The 25,173-nt window shown below is 36.8% G+C and carries 24 protein-coding genes; 13 read left to right on the top strand and 11 right to left on the bottom strand.

Annotation, left to right across the window (positions count from 1 at the left end; genetic code table 11):
• Positions 1-235 precede the first annotated feature (235 nt).
• The 4 genes from BUC25_RS05785 (at position 236) to spoVAE (ending at position 2,571) form a co-directional block, all read left to right on the top strand.
• The gene (locus BUC25_RS05785; RefSeq protein ID WP_073200655.1) at positions 236-685 is read left to right on the top strand and encodes a YhcN/YlaJ family sporulation lipoprotein; all 450 of its coding nucleotides are present in this window, start codon (positions 236-238) and stop codon (positions 683-685) included.
• 14 nt (positions 686-699) lie between these two features.
• Positions 700-1,143: a stage V sporulation protein AC gene (gene spoVAC, locus BUC25_RS05790; RefSeq protein WP_073200657.1), complete on the top strand. Its 444-nt coding sequence runs from the start codon at positions 700-702 to the stop codon at positions 1,141-1,143.
• On the top strand, positions 1,140-2,144 hold the full coding sequence (gene spoVAD / locus BUC25_RS05795) for a stage V sporulation protein AD (RefSeq protein WP_073200659.1): 1,005 nt from the start codon (positions 1,140-1,142) through the stop codon (positions 2,142-2,144). The genes spoVAC and spoVAD overlap by 4 nt, the downstream gene beginning before the upstream one ends.
• 76 nt (positions 2,145-2,220) lie before the next feature.
• Positions 2,221-2,571 carry a stage V sporulation protein AE gene (gene spoVAE / locus BUC25_RS05800; protein WP_073200661.1) on the top strand — a complete coding sequence of 117 codons (351 nt, stop codon included), beginning with the start codon at positions 2,221-2,223 and terminating at the stop codon, positions 2,569-2,571.
• Between the two features lie 672 nt (positions 2,572-3,243).
• Here spoVAE and BUC25_RS05810 read toward each other — a convergent pair.
• Positions 3,244-4,227, bottom strand: a complete 984-nt coding sequence (locus BUC25_RS05810; RefSeq protein WP_073200665.1) for a zinc-binding dehydrogenase — start codon at positions 4,225-4,227, stop codon at positions 3,244-3,246.
• Positions 4,228-4,244: 17 nt separating this feature from the next.
• On the bottom strand, positions 4,245-4,703 hold the full coding sequence (locus BUC25_RS05815; protein ID WP_073200668.1) for a DUF6884 domain-containing protein: 459 nt from the start codon (positions 4,701-4,703) through the stop codon (positions 4,245-4,247).
• A gap of 716 nt (positions 4,704-5,419) precedes the next feature.
• Here BUC25_RS05815 and ilvB point away from each other — a divergent pair.
• The 8 genes from ilvB (at position 5,420) to BUC25_RS05855 (ending at position 14,352) form a co-directional block, all read left to right on the top strand.
• Positions 5,420-7,153: a biosynthetic-type acetolactate synthase large subunit gene (gene ilvB, locus BUC25_RS05820; protein ID WP_073200670.1), complete on the top strand. Its 1,734-nt coding sequence runs from the start codon at positions 5,420-5,422 to the stop codon at positions 7,151-7,153.
• Complete coding sequence (gene ilvN, locus BUC25_RS05825) at positions 7,150-7,671, top strand: acetolactate synthase small subunit (RefSeq protein ID WP_058306944.1); 522 nt, start codon at positions 7,150-7,152, stop codon at positions 7,669-7,671. The genes ilvB and ilvN overlap by 4 nt, the downstream gene beginning before the upstream one ends.
• A gap of 57 nt (positions 7,672-7,728) precedes the next feature.
• Positions 7,729-8,760: a ketol-acid reductoisomerase gene (gene ilvC / locus BUC25_RS05830; RefSeq protein WP_058306943.1), complete on the top strand. Its 1,032-nt coding sequence runs from the start codon at positions 7,729-7,731 to the stop codon at positions 8,758-8,760.
• Entirely contained in the window at positions 8,747-10,270 is a 1,524-nt protein-coding gene (locus tag BUC25_RS05835; RefSeq protein ID WP_073200672.1) for a 2-isopropylmalate synthase, read from the top strand. The genes ilvC and BUC25_RS05835 overlap by 14 nt, the downstream gene beginning before the upstream one ends.
• 21 nt (positions 10,271-10,291) lie before the next feature.
• Positions 10,292-11,356, top strand: coding sequence for a 3-isopropylmalate dehydrogenase (gene leuB / locus BUC25_RS05840; protein WP_073200674.1), 1,065 nt, complete (start codon positions 10,292-10,294; stop codon positions 11,354-11,356).
• 106 nt (positions 11,357-11,462) lie between these two features.
• The gene (gene leuC, locus BUC25_RS05845) at positions 11,463-12,881 is read left to right on the top strand and encodes a 3-isopropylmalate dehydratase large subunit (RefSeq protein WP_073200676.1); all 1,419 of its coding nucleotides are present in this window, start codon (positions 11,463-11,465) and stop codon (positions 12,879-12,881) included.
• A 22-nt stretch (positions 12,882-12,903) separates the two neighbouring features.
• On the top strand, positions 12,904-13,488 hold the full coding sequence (gene leuD, locus BUC25_RS05850; protein WP_073200678.1) for a 3-isopropylmalate dehydratase small subunit: 585 nt from the start codon (positions 12,904-12,906) through the stop codon (positions 13,486-13,488).
• 156 nt (positions 13,489-13,644) lie between these two features.
• Positions 13,645-14,352 (top strand): TraR/DksA C4-type zinc finger protein, encoded by a 708-nt coding sequence (locus BUC25_RS05855; protein ID WP_073200680.1) that lies wholly within the window; start codon positions 13,645-13,647, stop codon positions 14,350-14,352.
• A gap of 48 nt (positions 14,353-14,400) precedes the next feature.
• Here the strand turns inward: BUC25_RS05855 and BUC25_RS05860 are convergent, their stop codons facing one another.
• The 9 genes from BUC25_RS05860 to BUC25_RS05900 form a co-directional block, all read right to left on the bottom strand.
• Complete coding sequence (locus BUC25_RS05860) at positions 14,401-15,000, bottom strand: DUF421 domain-containing protein (RefSeq protein ID WP_073200683.1); 600 nt, start codon at positions 14,998-15,000, stop codon at positions 14,401-14,403.
• 54 nt (positions 15,001-15,054) lie between these two features.
• Complete coding sequence (locus tag BUC25_RS05865) at positions 15,055-15,801, bottom strand: CPBP family intramembrane glutamic endopeptidase (protein ID WP_073200685.1); 747 nt, start codon at positions 15,799-15,801, stop codon at positions 15,055-15,057.
• Positions 15,802-16,044: 243 nt separating this feature from the next.
• Positions 16,045-16,710, bottom strand: coding sequence for a deoxyribose-phosphate aldolase (gene deoC, locus BUC25_RS05870; protein ID WP_073200688.1), 666 nt, complete (start codon positions 16,708-16,710; stop codon positions 16,045-16,047).
• A 12-nt stretch (positions 16,711-16,722) separates the two neighbouring features.
• Positions 16,723-17,127, bottom strand: a complete 405-nt coding sequence (locus BUC25_RS05875; protein ID WP_073200689.1) for a cytidine deaminase — start codon at positions 17,125-17,127, stop codon at positions 16,723-16,725.
• 14 nt (positions 17,128-17,141) lie between these two features.
• On the bottom strand, positions 17,142-17,954 hold the full coding sequence (locus BUC25_RS05880; protein ID WP_073200691.1) for a purine-nucleoside phosphorylase: 813 nt from the start codon (positions 17,952-17,954) through the stop codon (positions 17,142-17,144).
• A 16-nt stretch (positions 17,955-17,970) separates the two neighbouring features.
• Positions 17,971-19,152 carry a phosphopentomutase gene (gene deoB, locus BUC25_RS05885; protein WP_073200693.1) on the bottom strand — a complete coding sequence of 394 codons (1,182 nt, stop codon included), beginning with the start codon at positions 19,150-19,152 and terminating at the stop codon, positions 17,971-17,973.
• A 221-nt stretch (positions 19,153-19,373) separates the two neighbouring features.
• Entirely contained in the window at positions 19,374-20,675 is a 1,302-nt protein-coding gene (locus BUC25_RS05890; RefSeq protein ID WP_139251783.1) for a pyrimidine-nucleoside phosphorylase, read from the bottom strand.
• A 35-nt stretch (positions 20,676-20,710) separates the two neighbouring features.
• Positions 20,711-21,907: a NupC/NupG family nucleoside CNT transporter gene (locus BUC25_RS05895; protein ID WP_073200695.1), complete on the bottom strand. Its 1,197-nt coding sequence runs from the start codon at positions 21,905-21,907 to the stop codon at positions 20,711-20,713.
• Positions 21,908-22,071: 164 nt separating this feature from the next.
• Positions 22,072-22,797 (bottom strand): GntR family transcriptional regulator, encoded by a 726-nt coding sequence (locus BUC25_RS05900; protein WP_073200697.1) that lies wholly within the window; start codon positions 22,795-22,797, stop codon positions 22,072-22,074.
• A gap of 211 nt (positions 22,798-23,008) precedes the next feature.
• Between BUC25_RS05900 and htpG the strand changes: the two genes are divergently transcribed.
• On the top strand, positions 23,009-24,889 hold the full coding sequence (htpG, locus tag BUC25_RS05905; RefSeq protein WP_073200699.1) for a molecular chaperone HtpG: 1,881 nt from the start codon (positions 23,009-23,011) through the stop codon (positions 24,887-24,889).
• Positions 24,890-25,173 lie beyond the last annotated feature (284 nt).

The raw sequence follows: 25,173 nt of genomic DNA on the forward strand, positions 1-25,173 counted from the left end.
GGAATTATGAACTTCTACTGATCATTAACGAATTATATCAGTTAGTTAAGGTCCGCTTTTCCCCATTTAGCTTATACTTATATCTTGAAATGAGGATTTTATGGACGATTGATCATCCTTTCATAAATATATAGACGAATTTATTACCCTATAGGTTTCATTTGTGATGTATACTTTCTTCAAAATTCTGCAATATATATATATAGTTTATTAAGCAAAAGGAAGGAAGTAAAAAATGAAGCGCATATATTTAGTACTTATTTTCACTTTCATGAGCCTAGTAGCATGTAATAATCCCGAACAATCTACCCATAATAATTCTACAGATATAGTGATGCTAAATTCTGAAACATCAACTAATTTTGAGCAAAATTCCATTCCAAGAATAGCACAGTCCTATTTAGACGACCAATCAAATGGCATTTCTACCTATAAAGCCATTCATGTAAATGACCAACTTTTTGTAGCATTTAATGCAACACCATTAAAACAAGCGACAGAACAGAAAGTAGAGAAGAAAGTCAAAAAGGATCTTAAAGAGCTAACACAAATTAACAATATACATGTAACCTCTGATCAGAAGTTTTTTTTTGAACTAACAAAGCTTGAGAATGAAGAATTAACAAAAGAAGAGGTTGTTAAACGCCTTAAAAAACTTAAAAAATTATCTAAAGAACAAACCTGACGGAGGATATTAAAATGAAATACAAAGACTATGAAAAAACGATAGAGCCTAAAAGACCTCTTTTAAAAAACTGTATTAAAGCATTCTTAGTAGGTGGCTTCATTTGTGTTATTGGGCAAGCAATCTCTACTTTTTACATGTACTTTTTTTCATTTACCGAACAAACTGTCGGTAATCCAACAGTGGCAACCTTAATATTTATCACGATGTTACTGACTGGTTTTGGTTATTATGATCGCATCGCACAATTTGCAGGCGCAGGTACAGCTGTCCCAGTTACTGGATTTGGTAATGCTGTTATATCTGCCGCGATTGAACACAGGACAGAAGGTTTCGTACAAGGTGTTGGTGGCAATATGTTTAAATTAGCTGGATCTGTTATATTATTCGGCGTCTTTTCAGCTTTCATAGTTGCTCTTATTAAAACAATCTTTTCTTATATAGGTGGTGCATCATGATAACCGGAAAACAAACATTGGAATTTGAATATCCCCCCTCTATTATATCTACAGGAGTCGTAGGCGGTCCGTTTGAAGAATTAGGTAATATCCCTGCTGATTTTGATTATTTTTATTCCGATCAATGGATGGATGAAAAATCGTTTGAAATTGCTCATCAGCATATGATAGAGGATGCATGTCACTTTGCGATTGAGAAGGCGAACTTAGAAACAAGTGATATGCAGTTTTTCTTGCATGGCGATCTTATAAATCAATTAACTCCCTCAAATTTTGCAGCTAAGAATCTTGCTATTCCTTACTTAGGTCTATTTAGTGCTTGTGCAACATCTATGGAAGGCTTGGCATTATCTGCACTAATTATCAACCAAATGAAAGCAGGCTATATTATAACTGGGGCTGCGAGTCATAATTCAGCGGTAGAAAGACAATTTCGCTACCCCACCGAATATGGCAGTCAGAAACCTGATACTTCTCAATGGACTGTGACAGGAGCAGGCATTGCTATCATTTCATCAAAGGGAGAAGGACCTAAAGTTACTTCAGCAACTATTGGAAAAGTAGTGGATCGTGAGCTCAAAGACCCCTTTAATATGGGGGGAGCAATGGCTCCTGCAGCTTATGACACAATTACAAGACATTTAAAGGATAGAAATCTTGAACCAGATTATTATGATTATATAATCACCGGGGACCTAGCAAAAATAGGAAGAGATATTTGCCTCGACTTATTTGAACAAAACAAAATAAATATAAACAATGATCAGTTTATTGATTGTGGTTTAACCATTTATAAACCCGAACAGCAAGTTTTCGCAGGTGCTAGTGGTGCAGCATGTTCTGCTATTGTTACTTATGGTCATTTTCTAAACAAACTGAATAAAGGTGAATGTGATCGTATCTTAGTTGTTGCTACCGGTGCTCTACTGTCTCCTTTAACCGTTCAACAAAAACAAACGATTCCATGTATCGCACATGCGGTTTCTATCGAAAATATATAATTAATTTTATTTTTACTAGTATAGATTAAAATAAGAACTCACAACCATTAACGGATGTTAAAAGAGGTGATAATTTATGGTGTTTTTATGGGCTTTTATTGTTGGTGGACTAATTTGTGTGATTGGTCAACTTTTACTTGATGTGGCGAAGCTCACTCCAGGACATACGCTAAGTATGTTGGTCGTAGCTGGTGCTATACTCGATGGATTCGGTTTATATGAACCGTTAATTGATTTTGCTGGTGCCGGTGCGACCGTACCGATCACTAGCTTTGGTAATTCCCTAGTACATGGTGCTTTAGCTGAAGCAGAAAAACACGGAATAATAGGTGTTGTCACAGGAATGTTTGAAGTAACAAGCTCCGGCATCTCTGCTGCTATTATCTTCGGAATGATAGGTGCTATTTTTTTCAAAGCAAAAGGCTAAACCCTTTAAGAAACTTCGATATACCAATTTAATACGATTACAAATGAGATTGTGACTATAGCTGAACATAAGAATGATTATACGACATAAAACAGGTGGCAATTATGAGATGATATAACTGCATAACAACCGCTCAGGCTTGTCCGTTTCGCTTTCCGCGGGTTTTTCTCCTCAGCTAACTTTTTAAGCAAAGCTCGCTTAAAAAGTGGATCTTCAGATAAAAACTTCCCGCAGGAGTCGAAACGGACGCCTGCGCTTTTTAATGCTCTACAACTAAAGTAAGGATAATCATATTGGCGTTACTCAATATCGCCTATGAAGTTGTCTTTAGATTACTTATCATTATTTAACAAATAAACTCATATCTGTAACATTCCAAAATGCTAGCATTTACAATCTTTGTAGAAATCATATTCAGCGTAGGCGACCACTTCCACTCCTGTGGGATCGTTTTCCCTGAAGATCCACTTTTCCTTGCGGTTTTTGCGTGGAAAAGTTAGCTGAGGGGAAAACCCCACGGAAAGGGAAGTGGTCAAGCCGGAGCGGTTACTACGCACATTTATCATTTCAAAATGGATACCAGAGTTTTGTCGTATAATCCTGCTTTTATGCAATTGTAAAAATCTGATTATTAACTTATTTTTATCCTTGGTCTTTCTCTCATCTTCGGTGTTATTTTGCAAAGTCTATATATACCTTCCCTAGTTGTTCTTGTGAAGCTAAATAAGAGAAGGCTTGATCAATTTGATCGAATGCAAATCCTTTGTCAATTATCGGACTAATTTTATATTGATTTATTAATTTAATTAACTCGTGTAGTTCTTCCCTGCTCCCCATAGTAGAGCCGATTAATTTATATTGACCATAGAAAAATTGCCTTAAATTAAACGTGAACTCATCATTCGTCGAAGAGCCATAAGTTACGATTCGTCCTCCCTTTTTTAATACATCTAAAGATTTGTTAAATGTAGCGCCACCAATACTTTCAATCACCATATCTATTTGTTCATCCGCTAATTCTCTCTTCCAAACACCCGTTGTTAATACGCCACGGTCAAAACCCAACTTTTCTGCTTCTTCAAGCTTTTTCGGATCTCTGGAACTGGTAATGACTCTTGCTCCTAGTGCTTTAGCCATTTGTATTATAAAGGAGTTTACTCCCCCACCGACACCAGGTATAAACAATGTTTCTCCTTTTTCTAATCCTCCCTGCGTAACTAAAGCGCGATAACCTGTCAACGCCGATAAAGCAAAGACACCTGCTTCCTCCCATGAAAGATGCTTTGGCTTCGGTTCAATAAAATCTTTATGTATTAGGATGCTATCAGCGAACGTACCTGCAAATGGCACACCTACTATCTCAAATTCTTTTGGCGGTGCCTCTGATTTATGATACCAATTCAAACTAGGATTAATGATTACCTCTTCACCAATTTGATAACGAGTAACATTATCTCCCAATTTTTCAATAGTTCCTGCACCATCTGAACCTAAAGTGAAGGACTTGCTTTTATCCTTAACTCGATCTTTTATCTTTAAATCACGATGATTTAATCCTGCCACTTTTAATTTCACCAATACTTCGTTGTTTTTTGGGCTTGTCTTTGGAACATCACTTACACGATATTCTCCGTCTATTACAACATAAGCTTTCATATCAAATTTCACCTTCCTTATTTATGTAAAGGAACATTTGAAGTAATGCTCTCTTTTAATAATCGTTGCATATCACCAATCCCTTTCGACCCTAACAATGGAAATTGAATCGAATCCGCGTGCGAAAAAGTGTTATTAATAATTGGACGATATTTTTGTCCAGTTAATACAATGATATCATTAAAATGTTCCAGTTTCTTTTCTTTTAGCTGCCGTTGCAATGTCTTAACAGAAACCACTCTAGGATCATTTGGTCTAAACGTAACATCATAGTTTTCTGGCACAATATCATCTGGCAATAATATTCCGTGTTTTCCCGAAATAATCACCCAGTTATTAAAATAGTTTGTTACATATTGCTGACATAAATTATGCAGTACACCTATATATGCATTTTGTGCTTCTGTCTCTGCAACATCAGGGAACTTATCCCATATTTTCCTTTTACCACATGGTATAATACAAAGTTGATTCATCTAATACCTCTCTTAGTGTTAGTACATTAAAGCAATTGTAATAAACAATCATCCGTTTCTCCATTTATTATACAAAATTATTAATAGGAAGAAAAACAAGTAATTTATTATAAATAATTACTAGAAATAAAAAGCAGACAACGACAACATTGTAATCGCTTACTGTTGTATTCTCTAAAATAAATGTCAGAAAATTATCAAAAAACGGTTGACCAAACAGCATTTTGGTTGTATGATTGTCGTCAATCAGATATTTCTGAAAAGTTAATCATTTTCAAGAATTACCTGTAGACAGGATATAATCAATCGTATAGTATAAACTATAGAAGGTTAAATATAATTTTAAAAACGTTGACGGGAACAAAAGAACAGGACCCTGTATTAATAGAGAGCCAAGGATGGTGGAAGCTTGGTAATACACCCTATTCTGATTACTCATCCCTGAGTGTTATGTTGAAAAGTTTTCTTAGTAAACATAACCAGGTGAATTATTCACCTGTTATCAAAATGAAGCTAGTAAAGTATTAGCTTCATAAGGCAATATTTGTAAAAATATTGTAAATCAGGGTGGTACCGTGAAAAGAAAGGCCTTTTCTCCCTTGTTGATTGCTGATTATTGGCAATTACAAGTTAGAAATGGCCTTTTTTCTATATTCTAATGATAATAAAGATATCAAATAAAATTTTCTAGATTCTATAATTTAGGAGGGATTAGAATGGAAAGATCACAAAAACAAGAACAATCAGCTGCAGAAACAAAAGAACCAAAAACAGGTGCTGATCTACTTGTCGAATCGTTAATCAACGAAGGTGTTGAGACTTTATTCGGTTATCCTGGTGGAGCCGCTTTACCAATATTTGATGCGTTATACAAAGCTCAAAACTCTTTTGATCAAATTCTTGCACGACATGAACAAGGTTCGATTCATGCTGCCGAAGGATACGCTAGAGTATCTGGGAAACCAGGTGTTGTAGTAGCTACTTCAGGTCCGGGTGCAACGAATCTTGTGACAGGAATTGCTGATGCAATGATTGATTCCTTACCGTTAATTGTTATCACAGGTCAAGTTGCCCAAGGAGTAATCGGAACCGATGCCTTTCAAGAGGTTGATGTAATGGGAGTGACTACACCGATTACGAAGCATAACTATCAAGTACGTGACGTTAAGGATCTACCTCGAATTGTTAAGGAAGCATTCCATATTGCAACAACTGGTAGACCTGGACCTGTTTTGATTGATATGCCAAAAGATATCTCAGCAGAAGTAATTGAAGCAGAATTTCAAGCAAATGTGGAATTAGATTTACCTGGCTATCAACCAACAACAAAACCTAATCCACTACAAACCAAAAAATTAGCAGAGGCAATCGGAAACGCTAAAAAGCCTGTACTATTAACTGGGGCTGGGATCCTGTTCGCAGAAGCTTCCGAACAGGTTAGAGAATTTGCAGAGAAGTATTCACTACCTGTTGCTTCTACCCTTCTAGGCTTAGGTGCATTCCCAGGGGACCATCCATTATTTATGGGGATGGCAGGTATGCATGGGACATATACTTCAAACACTGCGCTTTATGAATGTGATTTACTAATCAACATCGGTGCTCGTTTTGATGACCGTCTAACAGGAAAACTAACTTCTTTTGCGCCAAATGCGACCGTTGCTCATATAGATATTGATCCGGCAGAAATTGGTAAAAATGTACCAACTGATATTCCGATTGTTGGCGATGCAAAAGAAGCCTTAACAAAATTATTGACACATGATATCAAGCAACCAGAACATGATGAATGGCTTGTTCAGATTCATGAAAACAAAGAAAATTATCCGTTATGGTTTAATACCCCTGATCAAGAGATGATTGGTCAATGGGTAATCAAGAAAGTTCATGAAGCAACAAAAGGAAATGCGATTGTCACTACAGATGTTGGTCAACACCAAATGTGGACTGCCCAGTACTATACGTTTACACAACCAGATCGTTGGGTTTCATCCGGTGGTTTAGGAACAATGGGATTTGGCTTCCCTGCGGCAATAGGTGCTCAATTAGCAAAACCAGATGATACTGTAGTTGCTATTGTAGGTGATGGTGGCTTTCAAATGACGTTGCAAGAGCTATCCATCCTACAGGAGAAAGGTTTACCTGTAAAAGTCATTATCGTTAATAACCAGGCATTAGGGATGGTAAGACAATGGCAAGAAGCATTCTATTCAGAACGTTATTCTCAATCTATCTTTAGCATACAACCTGATTTTGTAAAATTAGCAGAATCTTACAACATTAAAGGAATGCAACTTAAAACACAAGATGAATTTATCAAAGCATTGCCTGAAATTTTTAATTATGAAGGCCCTGTAGTTGTGGATGCTCGCGTGTTGCAGCAAGAAAATGTATTCCCTATGATTGCTCCAGGTTCAGGAATAAATGAAATGATTGGGGTGAAACCATGAAACGAATTATAACAGCAACCGTTCGAAATCGTAGTGGTGTTCTAAATCGAGTAACAAGTCTTCTTCAACGTCGACAGTTTAATATTGAAAGTATTTCTGTAGGAAGAACGGAAACAGAAGGTATGAGTAAAATGACTTTTGTGGTCGATGTAGAGGATTTTCAAAAGCTCGAACAAGTAACCAAACAATTAAACAAACAAATTGATGTCATTAAAGTCTCAGACATTACTGATAAAGCGATTGTTGCTCGAGAATTAGCATTAATTAAAATCGTGAGCAATAGTCAGTTACGCGCCGAAATACAAGGTATTATTGAACCATTTCGTGCTACAATAATTGACGTAAGCAAAGATAGCTTATCGATTCAAGTCACAGGAAAACCAGATAAGGTCGAAGCATTAATTGAATTGTTGAAACCCTATGGCATTAAAGAGTTAGCAAGAACCGGATTGACTGCTTTTGTTCGTGGTCACCAACCGAATACACAAGATGGCAGTTTTCAATCTCTATTAGGTTAATAATAAGTAAAATTATTATATAAAAAATACAAATTATTTGAGAGGATGTAGTTTTTCATGACTAAAGTACTTTATAACAACAATATTAACGAAGAGGTATTACAATCTAAAAAAATCGCGATAATTGGGTATGGCTCCCAAGGGCATGCACATGCGTTAAATTTAAAAGAAAGTGGATTTGACGTTGTCGTTGGTCTACGTAAAGGTCGTTCTTGGGATAAAGCAGTTGAAGATGGTGTTGAAGTAAAATCTGTTGCAGATGCATCTAAAGAAGCAGATGTAATTATGATTCTTCTTCCAGATGAGTATCAACCATCGATCTACAAAGAAGCAATTGAACCAAACCTAGAAGCTGGAAATGCATTAGTATTTGCTCACGGTTTCAATATTCATTTCAACCAAATCGTACCTCCAGCAGACGTTGATGTCTTCTTAGTTGCACCTAAAGGTCCTGGTCATTTAGTACGTAGAACTTATGAAGAAGGTGCTGGTGTACCTGCTCTTTATGGTATTTTCCAAAATGCTACTGGTAGCGCTGTTGATGTTGCCCTAGCGTATGCGAAAGGAATCGGAGCTGGTCGTGCTGGAATTCTTGAAACTACTTTCCAAGAAGAAACAGAAACAGACTTGTTCGGTGAGCAAGCGGTACTTTGTGGTGGTACTTCTGCATTAGTTAAAGCAGGATTTGAAACACTAGTAGAGGCTGGTTACCAACCAGAAGTTGCTTATTTCGAATGTCTGCACGAATTAAAACTAATCGTTGATTTACTATATGAAGGTGGACTAGAAGGTATGCGCCATTCTATCTCTGACACTGCTGAGTGGGGTGACTTTGTTTCTGGACCACGTGTTGTTGATCAAGATACGAAAGCACGCATGAAAGACGTTCTTACGGATATTCAAACAGGTAAATTCGCTCAAGGATGGATCCTTGAAAACCAAGCAAATCGTCCTCGCTACACTGCAACTAAAAAAGCAGAGAGCGAACACCAAATTGAAAAGGTAGGGAGAGAGCTACGTGAATTAATGCCATTTGTAAAGCAAAAGGCGATTAATAAAAAGGAAGTGGTCTCTAATGACTCAAATTAAGATTTTTGATACGACACTAAGAGATGGTGAACAATCACCAGGTGTCAATCTAAATCAGCTAGAAAAGTTAGAGCTTGCAAAACAATTAGAACGCTTTGGGATAGATGTAATGGAAGCAGGATTTCCTGCTTCCTCCCAGGGTGATTTTGATGCAGTTAAAAAAATTGCTGAAACTGTCAAAAATGTCTCGGTAACTGGTCTTGCTCGTGCGGTAAAGTCAGATATCGATGCATGTAGAGACGCATTAAAAAATGCTACTTACCCAAGACTTCACGTTTTTATCGCTACCTCCCCTATTCATATGGAATATAAACTAAAGAAAACTCCTGAAGAAGTGATCGATACTGCTGTAGAAATGGTTACTTACGGTAAACAGTTCTTTGACCATGTAGAATGGTCAGCAGAAGATGCTTCTCGTTCAGATTTAGCGTTTTTAGCAAAAATTATTGAAAAAGTGATTGATGCTGGAGCGACAGTAATTAATTTGCCAGATACTGTTGGTTACACGATGCCTCGTGAATATGGAGCAATGTTTAAATATATTAAAGAAAATGTGCCAAACATTGATAAAGCTGACCTTTCCTGCCACTGTCATGATGACTTAGGAATGGCATTAGCAAATTCGTTTGCAGCAATTGAAAATGGTGCCACTCAAGTTGAAGGTACGATTAATGGTATTGGTGAACGTGCAGGCAATGCTTCATTAGAAGAGTTTGCAGTAGCCTTGAAAATTCGCAATGATTATTATCCTTATCATACTAATTTAGTATTAAATGAAATTAAACGAACAAGTGACATGGTAGGTAAATTTACAGGTATGACTGTTCCTGGCAACAAAGCGGTTGTCGGACGCAATGCTTTTGCACACGAATCAGGTATCCATCAAGATGGTGTGTTAAAAAATGCCGAAACGTATGAAATTATCACTCCTGAACTTGTTGGAGTGCATTCGAACAACCTAGTCTTAGGTAAACATTCTGGTCGTCATGCTTTTACTGATAAAATTAAACAGCTTGGTTATGAGCTTCCAGAGGCTAAACTAAAAGAAGCTTTTAAAGCGTTTAAATTGCTTACAGATCGTAAAAAGGAAGTTACGGATGATGATTTGTTTGCGATCCTTACTGACATACAAACAGATACTTCGAATGTGAAACGTTATAAACTAGAACATTTCCAGGTACAATATGGTTCTAATGATCAACCTAGTGCCACTGTATCTTTATCGACACCTAGTGATGAGATCGTTGAAGAATCCAGCACAGGTTCTGGTAGTGTTGAAGCACTTTACAATACTCTAGATCAAATAATTACAGAGGAAACACATCTAACAGACTTTCAACTAAATTCAATTGGTCAAGGTCGTGATGCTTTAGCTGAGGTTCATGTTAGTCTAACAGTCGATAACAAAACCGTTAGTGGACGTGGATCAGCACAAGATGTTTTAGAGGCCGCAGTTCAGGCATACTTAAATGGAGTGAATCGTGCCATTTATCGAAAGAAAGCAAACTAAGCCCGTTTGGAGGTTATAGAATTGAGCAATAAAATCGTACTGCTTCCGGGTGATGGAATTGGAGCAGAAGTAATCTACGCTGCCAAAGATGTCCTCGAAGCTGTAAGTAAAAAATTTAATACAACTTTTGAATTTTCTTCACACGATATTGGCGGGATTGCCATTGATAATCACGGCACTCCCCTGCCAAATGAAACCGTTAATGCATGTAAAAATGCTGATGCCGTTTTATTAGGAGCTGTTGGTGGACCAAAATGGGACAATAATCCATCTGACTTGAGACCAGAACGTGGCTTATTAGGTATTCGTAAAGCATTAGATCTATATGCTAATTTACGTCCTGTTAAAGGGTTTCCCAAGTTATTACACGCATCGCCTTTGAAAGAAGAAATTATCCAAGGCAGTGACCTTCTCATCGTTCGTGAATTAACTGGTGGTTTGTATTTTGGCCAACCAAGTGAACGATTAGATAATGGCAATGCTGTCGTAGATACGTTGTCGTATACTAAAAGTGAAATGGAACGTATTATTGATAAAGCTTTTCAAAGTGCCCAATTACGTAATAAGCATCTAACTTCTGTTGATAAAGCAAACGTGTTAGAATCTAGTAAACTATGGCGAGAAATTGTTGAAGAAAAGAAAAACGATTATCCTGATGTAACGGTGGAACATGTTTTGGTGGATGCTGCAGCGATGAAACTAATCACAAACCCAACTCAATTTGATGTTATTGTTACAGAAAACATGTTTGGTGATATTTTAAGTGATGAGGCTTCAGTATTAACCGGATCACTGGGAATGCTCCCTTCGGCAAGTCTTGCTGAAGATGGTGTTGGGCTTTATGAACCAGCACATGGTTCTGCACCAGATATTGCTGGTAAAGGCATTGCTAACCCAATTGCGATGATCCAGTCAGCTGCTATGATGCTTCGCTATTCGTTTGATAAAAATGAAGAAGCACAAGCAATTGAAGATGCTGTTGAGAAAGTTTTAAATCAGAATTACCATACAGCCGATTTAAAAAATGACAACGGAACTTTAGTCAGCACAACAGAAATGACCCAACTAATTGTCGATGCTATCTAAGTTCTTGAATAATGGAAAAAGTCTTTGAAAAACTTCGGCGTTACCAATCATATACTTTGGTCGCCGATGTTTTTCTACCCATAACAACAGGTAAGGAGTGAAAACGATGAGAAAACCAAAAACAATTGTTGAAAAAATTTGGGAAAAGCACATGGTGCATCAAGAAGCAGGTAAACCAGACCTTTTATATATTGATTTGCATTTAGTTCATGAAGTTACCTCCCCTCAAGCTTTTGAAGGGTTACGAATGAACAACCGAAAAGTGCGTCAACCTGATCGTACTTTTGCTACGATGGATCATAATGTGCCAACCATTCATCGTAATGTCATCAAAGATGAAGTGTCAAAAACACAAATGGAAACATTAAAAGCAAACTGTGATGAATTCGGAGTACCTTTAGCAGATATCCATCATCCAGATCAAGGAATCGTGCATGTTATTGGTCCTGAACTTGGTTTAACACAACCAGGCAAAACGATCGTTTGTGGTGACAGCCATACCTCAACACATGGTGCATTTGGTGCCTTAGCATTTGGTATTGGTACAAGTGAAGTCGAACACGTTTTAGCAACGCAAACAATCTGGCAGCAAAAACCGAAGACCTTAAACGTAAAAGTGAATGGTAAATTAGGTACTGGTGTTACCGCAAAAGACTTAATTTTAGCGATTATCGGAAAATATGGGGTTAGATTTGGAACTGGTTATGTCCTTGAATATACAGGTGAAGCTATTCGCGATTTATCAATGGAAGGTCGTATGACAGTATGTAACATGTCGATAGAAGCTGGTGCACGTGCCGGTTTAATTAGTCCTGATGATACCACTGTAGAATTCTTAAGAGGAAAACGACATGTTCCTGATGGTGAAGCATTTGATAAACTTGCTGAAGAATGGAAGGATCTTGCTACCGATGAAGGTGCTGTCTATGATGAGCAAGTAGAAATTGATGCAAATGAAATCGAACCACAAGTAACGTGGGGAACAAATCCTGGTATGTGTATTCCAGTAAGTGCAAATGTTCCTACTCCCGAAGATGTACAAACGGATAATGATAAAGACGAACTTAAACGTGCATTGGAATATATGGGGCTAGAAGGCGGCGAACCCATCTCTTCTGTAGCAATTGAGCATGTATTTATTGGTTCTTGTACGAACTCTCGCTTAGCTGATTTGCGTAAGGCTTCAGAAATAATAAAAGGCCAAAAAGTCAATCCAAGTGTTACAGCAATTGTTGTGCCTGGTTCTCATAGTGTAAAAACACAGGCAGAAAAAGAAGGTATCGATATACTCTTCAAAGAAGCCGGATTTGAATGGCGTGACGCTGGATGCAGTATGTGTCTTGCCATGAACGATGACGTTGTACCAGAAGGCGAACGTTGTGCTTCTACTTCTAACCGAAACTTTGAAGGACGTCAAGGTACCGGTGCTCGTACACACTTAGTAAGTCCTGAAATGGCTGCAGCTGCTGCGATTAAAGGGCATTTCGTGGACGTAAGACACTTAGGTGTAGCTACACCAAGCTAATTGATAAAGGGGGTAACAACGAATGGAACCAATTCGTAAACATGAAGGGCTTGTCTTTCCATTAAATCGAGCAAATGTGGACACAGACCAAATCATTCCTAAACAATTTCTGAAACGAATTTCACGTCAAGGTTTTGGACAGTTCGTTTTTTACAATTGGCGTTTTGATTCAAAAGGCGAATTACGTGAAGACTTCTCATTAAATCAACCAAAATATGAAGGAACTTCTATCTTAGTAGCTGGTGAAAATTTTGGATGTGGATCTTCCCGTGAACACGCACCATGGGCATTGCAGGATTATGGCTTCCGGGTTATTATTGCGCCAAGCTATGCAGATATCTTTTACAACAACTGTACCAAAAATGGTATCCTTCCTGTAAAATTAACAGAGGAACAAGTACAGACTTTAATCAAAAATGCCGAAGCAGACCAATATAATCTGACCGTTGATTTAGAAGAGAAAAAAGTCTACGACAATCAAGGTTTTGAAGCGTCTTTTGACTTAGATGCTTATAAACGTGAAATGTTGTTAAACGGTTGGGATGAAATTGCTGTTACATTAACACATGAAGATAAAATTACGCAATTTGAAAAAGCAAGAGGCTAATCTTGAATCTGACTTTCTTCTCGAAGAAAGTCAGATTTCTTTATGTAAGCTAATTTTCCCCTCTTCTACTCCAAATTATTCTTTCTAGAATTTCCAAAAACATCTTTACTTAAAATGACTTTATCGGTGATACTAAACGTGTAAGGAGGTGCAGTAATGATTGAACAAAGACAACTGCAGCAATGTAGAAATGAACTCCTTTCACGTAAAGAAACTGTTAAGAAGCATGTGAAAGACTATTATGGTTTAGGGTTAGAGCATAATAAAGAATCGACTTCCGAGTTATCGAATTATGATAATCATCCTGGAGATACAGGAACTGAATTATTTGAAAGAGAAAAAGATATTGCTTTAAATGACCATGCAGAACAGGAATTAAAAGATATAGACACTGCTCTACAAGCCATCGACCAAGGCACCTATGATAAATGCGAGGAATGTGGTGCAGAGATTCCTGCGCAAAGACTTTTGTCAATGCCGACGACAAGACGTTGTATACAGCATGCGGAACATCATATATCAAAAACACGTCCAGTTGAAGAAGATGTTATTCATTCCAGCATTAATGAAATGGAATCAGAAGTTGATGAAGAAAAATCAACCATATTTGATGCGGAAGATTCCTGGCAAAGAGTTGAAAAATACGGATCTTCTGATGGCCCATCAGATTTTTATGATTCCCAAAAAGATTATGACGACATGTTTTTTAACTCAGATGAATTGGTCGGAAGTGTAGAAGAATTAGAAGGTTTTTTACTTTCTGACATCAATGGTAAATTTATTGGTGTTAATGAAAAACATGAACGATATGAAGATTATTTGGATGAAAATGATATCGGATCTATTCTATATAGTGAGAGATAAATATCAAAAGTGGACTATCTTTTATGATAGTCCACTACAAAATCAGAGCTATTTCAGATGATCTGGTGGTGGTTCCTGATGACCTTTGTTTGCAACTTCTTCAAAGATGTTATCTTGTTGTTTTTTATTTACTTCATCCATTTTATTTTGCAATTGTGTTAATTGATTCGTTAATGTTTTCAGATCTTTCTTTGTAGCAGGTTGTGCCTCTTGTTTCAAAATAAAACCTAATTGGCCGTTTGGTTCTAATGTTGCCCATTCTACATCACTAATATTTGAAACACTGTTTTGTCTTAACAACATCTCCAACAGATCAACGGTTATTCGATATTTCTTTAAGTTCTGTTCGATAATCTGTCCATTTTTTATTAATATAGCTGATTTTCCAGTAACGATACTTTCCACTTTGTCCATTCGTAGTTGAGCATACTCCACTACAACTAATGTAATAACCAAAATCCCACTTACCCCAAATGTTACCCAAATACTTTTCCCAGCTACTGGCTGAATAAGTAATGAGCCAATCCCTATCATTAAGACGGTTTGAGCTAATGACATTTGAGAGATCGATTTTCTACCAGCTATGCGAAGGAGCATTGTACCTATAAGTATAATTAAAATTGCTTTCCAAATCCAATCTAAATCCATCCAATCCCTCCTACTGTATTAGGTTGGCTTGTCCCGATTGAATTATTCATGCAATTATATAAGATCTATCATTGCTAACATACCAGTAACTGCATACATATTCCAAATTATATGAAGGAAAATTGGTACAACTAATGACTTGGTTAATCGATATAACAAAACGAATATTGCTCCCATAATTGCAGCAGATAAGAAATGTCCCGGATGGAGAGCACCAAAGATAACAGATGAAACAATCAAGCCAATCCAGAAATGATATTTCACATCTAAAAACTTATGGACTAGTCCTCTGAACATAATTTCTTCTTTAATCGGTGTAATAACTGTAAAGGCTACGTAAAGCAATAAAATATTAAACCAATGATCCGAAACCCCTTCTAAACCAAACGTATCTACCTGACTTGTACCATCTTCCCATTTTAAGACATTTAGTATGAGAAATTGACTTATATAATTGATGATAAACGCAGCAAGTAAGAATAAGTATGTACTTCCTTTTTTTAATGGTGCAAATGAAAAGGCGGTCTTTAGAAATTGGCGAACCCTCTTAAATAGTAATAGTGCAAATACAAATCCGATCGCATCTAAAATCAGCATATAATGACTTTGCATAAATAGATTTGTATAATAACCTTCTGTTCCTCGATCTAATATCACAACTAGAATGCCTATTAGTATTCCCGTTACTATAATAATAAAGAGATATGAGGCAAAAAAGCCGATGACTCCACCCCACCCCATTTTTGCATTAGCTTTATTTATATCTTGATGCTCCTTATGTATAACCTCTTCTTCGTACATGTGACTCTCCCCTTCTTTTATCATACCTACTATGTATACGTCATAATTACCATGAAAGTTTCAGTAAACTAATATTTACTGGCGACATTCAGTCCGTTACTGTCAACTTTATGCTTTTACTGGCAACTTTGATATGTTTACTGGCAACTCTGATGCTTTTACTGGCAACTTTGTAGAATTACTATTAGAAGTATCTATTAATAGAAAAAGGATACAACCTTCCTTCAGGTTGTATCCTTCCCTTTAATAGTCGCTATTACTTTCTTCTCCTTTGATAATCGACACACTTGCACTTGCACCGATTCTGGATGCTCCTGCGTCTACCATTGCTTGTGCGGTTTTTTGGTCGCGGACACTGCCGGAAGCTTTCACGCCAATTTCTGGTCCAACGGTTTTACGCATTAATGCGATATCTTCTGTTGTTGCGCCACCAGATGAGAAACCTGTTGATGTTTTTACATAATCGGCACCTGCAGCAACTGCTAATTGACATGCTTTTTGTTTTTCAGAATCTGTTAATAAACATGTTTCAATAATAACTTTAACCAGTGCGTTTCCTTCTGCAGCTTGGACGACTGCTTCAATATCTTTTTGGACAGCTTCATGATTTCCATCTTTTAATGCCCCAACATTTATCACCATATCAACTTCTGTTGCACCTTTTCCAATGGTATATTTGGTTTCAAATGCTTTTACAGCTGATGATGTAGCACCTAATGGGAAACCGATAACGGTACAAACTGCTACATCAGTACCTTTTAATAGTTCTGAAGCCAAGGGTACCCATGTCGGATTAACACAAACGGAATAAAAACCATGTAACTTAGCTTCATTACATAGTGTTTCGATTTGCTCCTTAGTTGTATCTGGCTTTAATGCGGTATGATCAATTTTGTTAGCTAATGGCATTATAATTCCTCCTTATTTTTTTGCGTGTGATAGATCGTCTGAGATAAATGCTCCCGGTAGCAGCTCACTGACGGTTGTTTCTAGCACATCATCTTGCAAGTTTGTTAATATGACTTTCATGTTGGCGTCACATAATTCTGCTAGTACTTGACGACATGCGCCGCACGGAGATACTGGTCGATCTGTATCTGCCACAACTGCCATCATTTTGAAGTTTTTCGAGCCATTCGCATATGCGTGGAATAAAGCAGTTCTTTCTCCACAATTACACATCGAATAGGCAGCATTTTCGATGTTACAACCGTGAAAAATGTTACCTTGATCATCTAATAATGCAGCTCCTACCTTAAAATTAGAATAGGGAACATAAGCTTTTTCACGTGCTTTTTTTGCTTCTTCGATTAATTGTTGATCCATCTAGGTTCCTCCTCTTATCCAATCTCTTTAATTAATTGTTTAACAAACGTTAGAAAGGATTCTCGAACCTTTTCTGTAGTCTCTATCACTTCATCATGTGTTAACGGCTGATCTAGAATCCCTGCTGCCATGTTCGATATACATGAAATCCCTACACATTGAGTACCTGCATGACGAGCAACGGTTACTTCAGGTACAGTTGACATACCTACTGCATCACCGCCGATTTTTTCTAGCATCCGGATTTCAGCAGGTGTTTCATAGCTTGGTCCCGTATTCCAAACATAAACACCTTCTTTAAGGGTGATATTTAATTGACTTGCTACTTGTTTGGACACTTTTTGAAGATTACGGTCATAAGCTGTTGACATATCTGGAAAACGAACACCGTGATCACTTAGATTTTCACCAATTAAAGGATTTTGCCCTGTATTATTAATATGATCAGTGATTAGCATTAAATCACCTGGTTCTAAATCACGGTTAATTCCACCAGCAGCGTTTGTCACCAACAACTTATCGATACCTAACTCCTTCATAACACGTACTGGAAATGTAACGGCCTCTAAGCCATACCCCTCATAATAGTGGAAACGTCCTTGCATCGCAATTACCTCTACACCTTGCAGATTGCCAATTACTAACTGACCAGCATGTCCTTCGACCGTTGAGATAGGGAAACCTGGTATTTCTTCATACTTTATTTTGGTTGGATTCTCTATTTCATCTGCAAGCATCCCAAGACCTGAACCTAAAATTAATCCAACTTTTGGTTTTGTCGTAATTTTAGTTTGGAGATAGGATGTTGCTTCGTTTAAATGATTCATTGTCGTGTCCTCCTAATTATTCAATATCCTTTAGAAAACTCTTCCCGTTCGATGGTAATGATACACCAAAATTTTTGGCAATGGTCGCGCCGATATCCGCAAATGTTTCTCTCACATCTAGTTGTTTACCATTCATGATTTGATTATGATGAACCAATAATGGTACATACTCTCTGGTATGATCTGTGCCATGATGGACGGGATCATTTCCATGATCAGCGGTAATGATTAACAGGTCATCTTTCTTCAATTTCTTTAGAACTTCAGGTAATCGTTTATCGAAGGTTTCTAATGCTTCCCCGTACCCTTTAGGATCACGACGATGTCCATATTTCGCATCAAAATCAACTAAATTTAAGAAATTAAGCCCATGAAAATCTTTGTCGATGGATTGGATGAATTTTTCCATGCCATCGTCATTATCTTTGGTTCGTATTGATTCGGTAACACCTTCTCCATCATAAATATCAGCTATTTTCCCTAAGGCAATAACATCAAAGTCACTATCAGCAAGGTCATTCATTACCGTTCTTCCGAAAGGTTTCAACGCATAATCGTGCCTGTTAGACGTACGTTCAAAGGACCCTGGATCCCCTATAAATGGACGCGCAATAATGCGACCTACCATGTAGGTATCATTTTTTGTTAATTCTCTTGCGATCTCACAAATTTGATATTGTTCTTCGATTGGAATAATCTCTTCATGGGCAGCAATTTGTAAAACAGAGTCAGCAGATGTATATACGATTAAATCTCCACTCTTCATATGCTCCTCACCAAGTTCTTCAATAATAGCAGTTCCTGAGGCAGGTTTATTTCCAATAATCTTACGGCCAGTTTTTGCTTCTAATTGTTGAATTAAATCGTCTGGAAAACCATCAGGGAAGGTTTGAAAGGGTTGTTCAATGTGCAGACCCATGATTTCCCAATGACCAGTCATCGTATCTTTACCATTGGAGGCTTCCTGCATTTTTGTATAATGAGCTTTAGGTTTTTCTGCTTTTTCGATTCCTTTTATATCTCTAATATTGCTCAAGCCTAATCTACCGATATTCGGCATATCGAGACCATTCATATGTTCCGCAATATGTCCTAAAGTATCTGCTCCTTCATCATTAAATTGAGCAGCATCCGGAGCTTCACCGATTCCAACTGAATCCAAGACAACTAAAAATATTCGTTTAAATGGTTGATGCATCATGTTTTCTTCCTTTCTTTTGTCTTAATTAAAATAATAAGTACTTTAACGTATTAATTTTATAAATATATAAAAGGTACCTTTATGATTATTCCCAACGTTTAGATTTACTACTAGTGCTTCCAGGACTTTTCCCCTCAAAGAAATTTGATCTCGGTAGGATGTCCAACCTTTATCATTGTGTATAAAGCCCTTCTCAATAAAGTAAAAGGGCTTTCTTTTTAATTAATAATATCATAAATTAAAGGTTGTACAGAAACTTTTTGATCTGTAATTGAATACGCTTGCTGTATTCTTTCTTCTACTTCTTCAACGTTTTCTTGATTGCTATATATTCGAACAATGACATCTCCTTTATTTACTACTTCCCCAATTTTTTTCTGTAAAACCACACCTACCGCCAAATCAATTACAGAATCTTTGGTTAAGCGTCCTGCACCTAACATACTTGCTGAGGTACCTATTTCATCTGCAATAATTTCACGAACGTATCCTGACTTTTGTGCTTTCACCTCGAAAACGTGCTTTGCTTTTGGTAATTTTTCAGGTTGATCAACTACAGTAGCATCGCCACCTTGAGAAGTAATAAATGCTTTGAACTTTTCGATGGCTTTACCTGAAGCAATCGATTCTTCTAATTTTTCTCGCGCTTCTTCTAAAGAATCTGCCTTTTTCGCTAAAAGCACCATTTGACTGCCTAAAGTTAAACATAATTCATATAGATCTTCCGGTCCTTGTCCCCGCAGAGTGTCTATCGCTTCTTTTATCTCTAAAGCATTTCCAACTGCGTAACCCAACGGTTGATTCATATCTGAAATTACCGCAATCGTGTTCCTTCCCGCTCCATTACCAATATCGACCATTGCTTTTGCTAGTTGTTTAGCATCATCTAATTCTTTCATAAATGCGCCTGACCCTGTTTTCACATCTAATACAATCGCATCTGCTCCTGAAGCAATTTTCTTACTCATAATCGAACTGGCGATTAATGGAATAGAATTTACAGTTGCCGTTACATCACGTAAACCATATAACTTTTTATCTGCAGGTGTCAGGTTACCACTTTGTCCAATTACTGCTACCTTCTGATCATTTACAAGCTGATTGAATTTTTCCGCAGTTAATTCAACTTGAAATCCTTCAATTGACTCTAATTTATCGATCGTTCCTCCTGTGTGTCCTAAGCCTCTTCCTGACATTTTGGCAACAGGCACACCTACTGAAGCTACAAGTGGAGCAAGGATCAATGTAGTAGTGTCACCAACACCTCCAGTTGAATGCTTATCTACTTTAATGCCTTCAATATCAGACAAATCCACTTGATCTCCAGATTCAACCATTGCCATTGTTAAAGCAACTCGTTCTTCCGTTGTCATTTCTTGAAAATATAAAGCCATTGCCATTGCCGACATTTGATAGTCCGGTATTTCTTCTTTCGTATAACCATTTATCATATAATTAATCTCGTCTTTAGTTAAAGCATGACCATCTCGTTTTTTTGCAATTAAATCAACCATTCTCATTTGTCATTTCTTCCTTTCTTTAATTACAACAAATTTTAAAAGAACATACCTGCTACAGCTGCACTTAATAAAGATGCTAACATTCCTGCAGCAACTGCTTTTAATCCCATCTTAGCAATATCTTTACGGCGATTCGGAGCAATTCCACCAAGTCCGCCTAAAAGTATCGCCATTGAACTTAAATTAGCAAAACCACATAAAGCAAAGCTTACAATAAGATTCGTTTTAGCTGATAAGTTTTCCATTTCGGGTGAAAATGATGCATAAGCAACAAATTCATTTAACACTAGTTTTTGTCCAATGAAACCGCCTGCCATAACAGCTTCAGACCAAGGGACACCAATGGCAAAAGCGACAGGAGCAAATACATAACCTAAAATCAATTCTAGTGTAATTCCTCCAAATATACCTAATATTCCATTAATAAGCGCAATTAATGCGATAAACGCCAATAACATTGCTCCAACATTTAACGCTAATTTCAACCCATCTGAGGCACCTTTTGCAGCCGCGTCAATCACGTTAGTTGACTCTACATCTTTTTCGATCTCTATTTCATCAGTGGTTTCAGACACCTCGGTCTCTGGCATCATTATTTTAGCCATAATTAAACCTGCAGGCGCTGCCATAAAACTTGCCGCTAATAAATATTCTAAAGGTACTCCCATTAAAGAATAACCGATTAAGACAGAACCTGCTACAGATGCTAATCCACCGGTCATTACCGCAAATAACTCGGAATGAGTCATTTTTGATAAAAATGGTCGTACAACTAACGGTGCTTCTGTCTGTCCAACAAAGATATTAGCAGCTGCAGACATAGATTCAGACTTACTAGTTCCTAACAGCTTGGACAATCCTCCACCAAGAATTTTAATAATCCATTGCATAACTCCTAAATAATACAATACCGAAATTAATGAGGAAAAGAAAATAATGATTGGTAACACATGAAAAGCAAATATTGTCCCAATCTCATCCCCATCTGCTAAAGGGCCAAATAGAAAAGCAATACCTTCATTTGCATAGTTAATAATATCTTGTACTCTAAGAGTAAACCATTCTAATCCTTCTTTTCCACTTTCCCACTTTAATACAATAAAAGCAAATAAGAATTGAATTGCTAATCCACCTACTATTGTTCTTAAATTAATTGCATTCTTTTTAGTTGAGAATAAGAAGGCAATGCTTAATACGACAATTACACCTATGACACCCCATACAAAATTCATTATATTATCCCCTCCCTTAAAATTGATTGGACGTCCAACAACTTACACAAAAAATGAAAACCCTTTCCAAACAGGGTTCGGATTTTATTATATAAGTTGGACGTCCAACAAGTCAATAACTAAATATTTCAAAAGAAAAACCACTCAACATTTGAGTGGTTTACTTAAAGTACTCTTTTTCGATAAACACTAAAGCTCACTTGATCCGAACGGAAAAAATTTAATGAATATAAAATAGGCTTATCATTTAAATCATAATGAATTTGTTTAAGAATTAACAATGGCTCATCTTGTTCTGCTGCTAGAATGTCAGAAATCTCTTCATGATATCCGATTGTTTTTATATCCGCTTTGGCATAACTAATGGTAATCCCCTTTTTTTCCTGCAATGAATTTAACATTGATTCCTCATTAAAGTTATAATCTTCACCAATTATAGATGTCGGTATTTTATCGATACAGTAAACTAAAGGTACCCCATCAGCAGTTCGTACCCGTTTCACCAAATAAACACGGTCATTATCTGTCAAATTTAATTCTTGTTTGTCCTCGCCAACAGCACCTACATTACCATGATAGAGTAACTGTGTACCAGGCTCTTTACCTTCCCTCTTGATGAAATCAGTTATACTAAACAGCTCTTCAATCCCACCTGAAAAAATCGGTTTTTTATTCACAAATGTACCAATACCATGCTTACGTATAATCACATTTTCTTCTTCCAAAATTCGAAGCGCTTCCCTTAACGTGTTACGAGAAACATTTAATTGCTTTGCAAATTCCATTTCAGATGGTAAACGCTCTCCTGACTCTAGTTCACCATCATTTATTTTTGCCTTTATTTGTTCTATTACATGCAAATAACGCGGTGTTTGATAGTCAAATGCCACTTTCCTACCCCCTCTGCTCACCCGTACAACGTCAATATGTATATATGATACCACATCTAACTTATAAAAAATAAGTCTAAATCTCATAATTTTCTGAAATCTAGTTTCTCTTGACACCTCTTTCATTTTATGATAATTATTATGTGTTAGCACTCTAGCATCAAGAGTGCTAACCTACATACTATTTTTATTTATTAGGAGGACGTTACTAATGGAACAAAAACAATTCCAAGCTGAATCAAAACGATTACTTGAGATGATGGTTCATTCCATATATTCACAGAAAGAAATCTTTTTACGCGAACTTATCTCTAATGCCAGTGATGCCATCGATAAAATCTATTATAAAGCACTGACAGATGATAGTATATCATTCAATAAAGATGATTATTATATCCGTATTGAAGCAGACAAAGAAGAACGCACATTAACCGTGAAAGATACGGGTATTGGCATGACTAAAGAAGAGTTAGAAGACAATTTAGGAACAATTGCTAAAAGTGGTTCACTCGCCTTCAAAAATGAAGTTGAGATGAAAGACGGTCAGGAGATTATTGGTCAATTTGGTGTTGGCTTCTATTCTTCTTTTATGGTGGCAGATAAAGTAACTGTCTTTACTCGTGCACTTCACAGTGAAGAAGGCTATAAATGGCAGTCAGATGGTGAAGAAGGATACACCATTGAATCTTATAATAAAGAAGATGTTGGAACTGAAATCATTATCCAATTGAAAGAAAATGCGGATGAAGAAAATTACGATGAGTATTTAGAAGAATATAAATTGAAATCAATTATTAAAAAATATTCTGATTTTATTCGCTATCCAATTAAAATGGATGTAACCGAACAACACCCACAAGAAGATAATGAAGAAGAAACAGTGGAAGTAACAGAAGAACAAACAATTAATAGTATGGTACCAATATGGAGAAAAAATAAACAGGAATTATCGGATGAAGACTATGAAGCATTCTATCAAGAAAAACACTTTGGATTTGATAAACCTCTTAGCCACCTGCATATTAGTGTTGATGGAATGGTGCGATTCCAATCCATTCTATATATACCGGAGCAGTTACCATTTAATTATTACTCCCAAGATTTTGAAAAAGGCTTAGAGCTTTATTCAAATGGTGTGTTAATTATGGATAAATGTGCAGACCTTTTACCAGATCATTTCAGCTTTGTTCGTGGTATTGTGGACTCTGAAGATTTATCATTAAATATTTCTCGTGAAATTTTACAACAAGACCGTCAAGTAAACCTAATTGCTAAAAATATTGAGAAAAAGGTGAAGAATCACCTGCAAAGCATGCTCAAAAACGATCGTGAAAAATACGAAAAATTCTATGAAGCATTCGGTCGCCAAATTAAATTTGGTGTGTACAATGACTTTGGGGCCAATAAAGAGAAATTACAAGACCTGCTTCTCTTCTATTCTTCAAGTGAAGAAAAACTGGTATCACTGAAAGAATACGTAGAGCGCATGCCTGAGGATCAAGAACATATTTATTATGCGACAGGAGAGTCACATGACCGCATTGAAAAACTGCCACAAACAGAGATGGTAAAAGATAAAGGATATGAAATACTTTATTTCACAGATGAAGTCGATGAATTTGCGATCAAAATGTTAGTAAAATACGATGATAAAGAATTCAAAAATGTCTCAAGCGGTGACCTTGATCTCGAAGATGAAGAAACCAAAAAAGAAGCAGAAAAACAGAAAGAAGAACATAAAGATCTGCTAACTGAAATGAAAGAAATTCTAGGCAATAAAGTAAAAGACGTCAAACTATCCACTCGTTTAAAATCACATCCTGTCTGCTTATCTGCAGAAGGTGATGTTTCGATTGAGATGGAGAAAGTCTTAAAGCAAATGCCTGATAACCAAAATATCGAAGCAACGAAAGTATTAGAAATCAACAATAAACATGATATTTTCAAAGCTCTCATTAGTGCACACGAATCTGACAAAGACAAAGTAAAACTATACACTAATATCTTGTATAACCAAGCTCTTCTTATCGAAGGATTACCAGTTGAAGACCCAGTGGCACTAACGAATGATATGTGTAAAGTGATGGTATAACTAAAAAAACCGAGAATGCCCTACCCGGTCCTTATAGTGGTAATTTTGAAATGAGAAATAGGTATAACAACCGCTCCGGCTTGCCCACTTCGCTTTCTAGGGGGCGCGTCTTCAGCTAACTTTGTAAAGAAGATCGCTTTACAAAGTGGATCTTCAGATCGCGCTGATCCCCTAGGAGTCGAAGTGGAAGCCTGCGTTAAATAATACTCTACAATGGGTGTAAGTAGTAATATGGCGACTTTTATGTTAATAAATCTCGACAATTTAGCTGTCACAAAAGATGT

Origin of the sequence: Gracilibacillus kekensis (assembly GCF_900143085.1) — a bacterium.
GTDB classification, from domain to species: Bacteria; Bacillota; Bacilli; order Bacillales; family Amphibacillaceae; genus Gracilibacillus; species Gracilibacillus kekensis.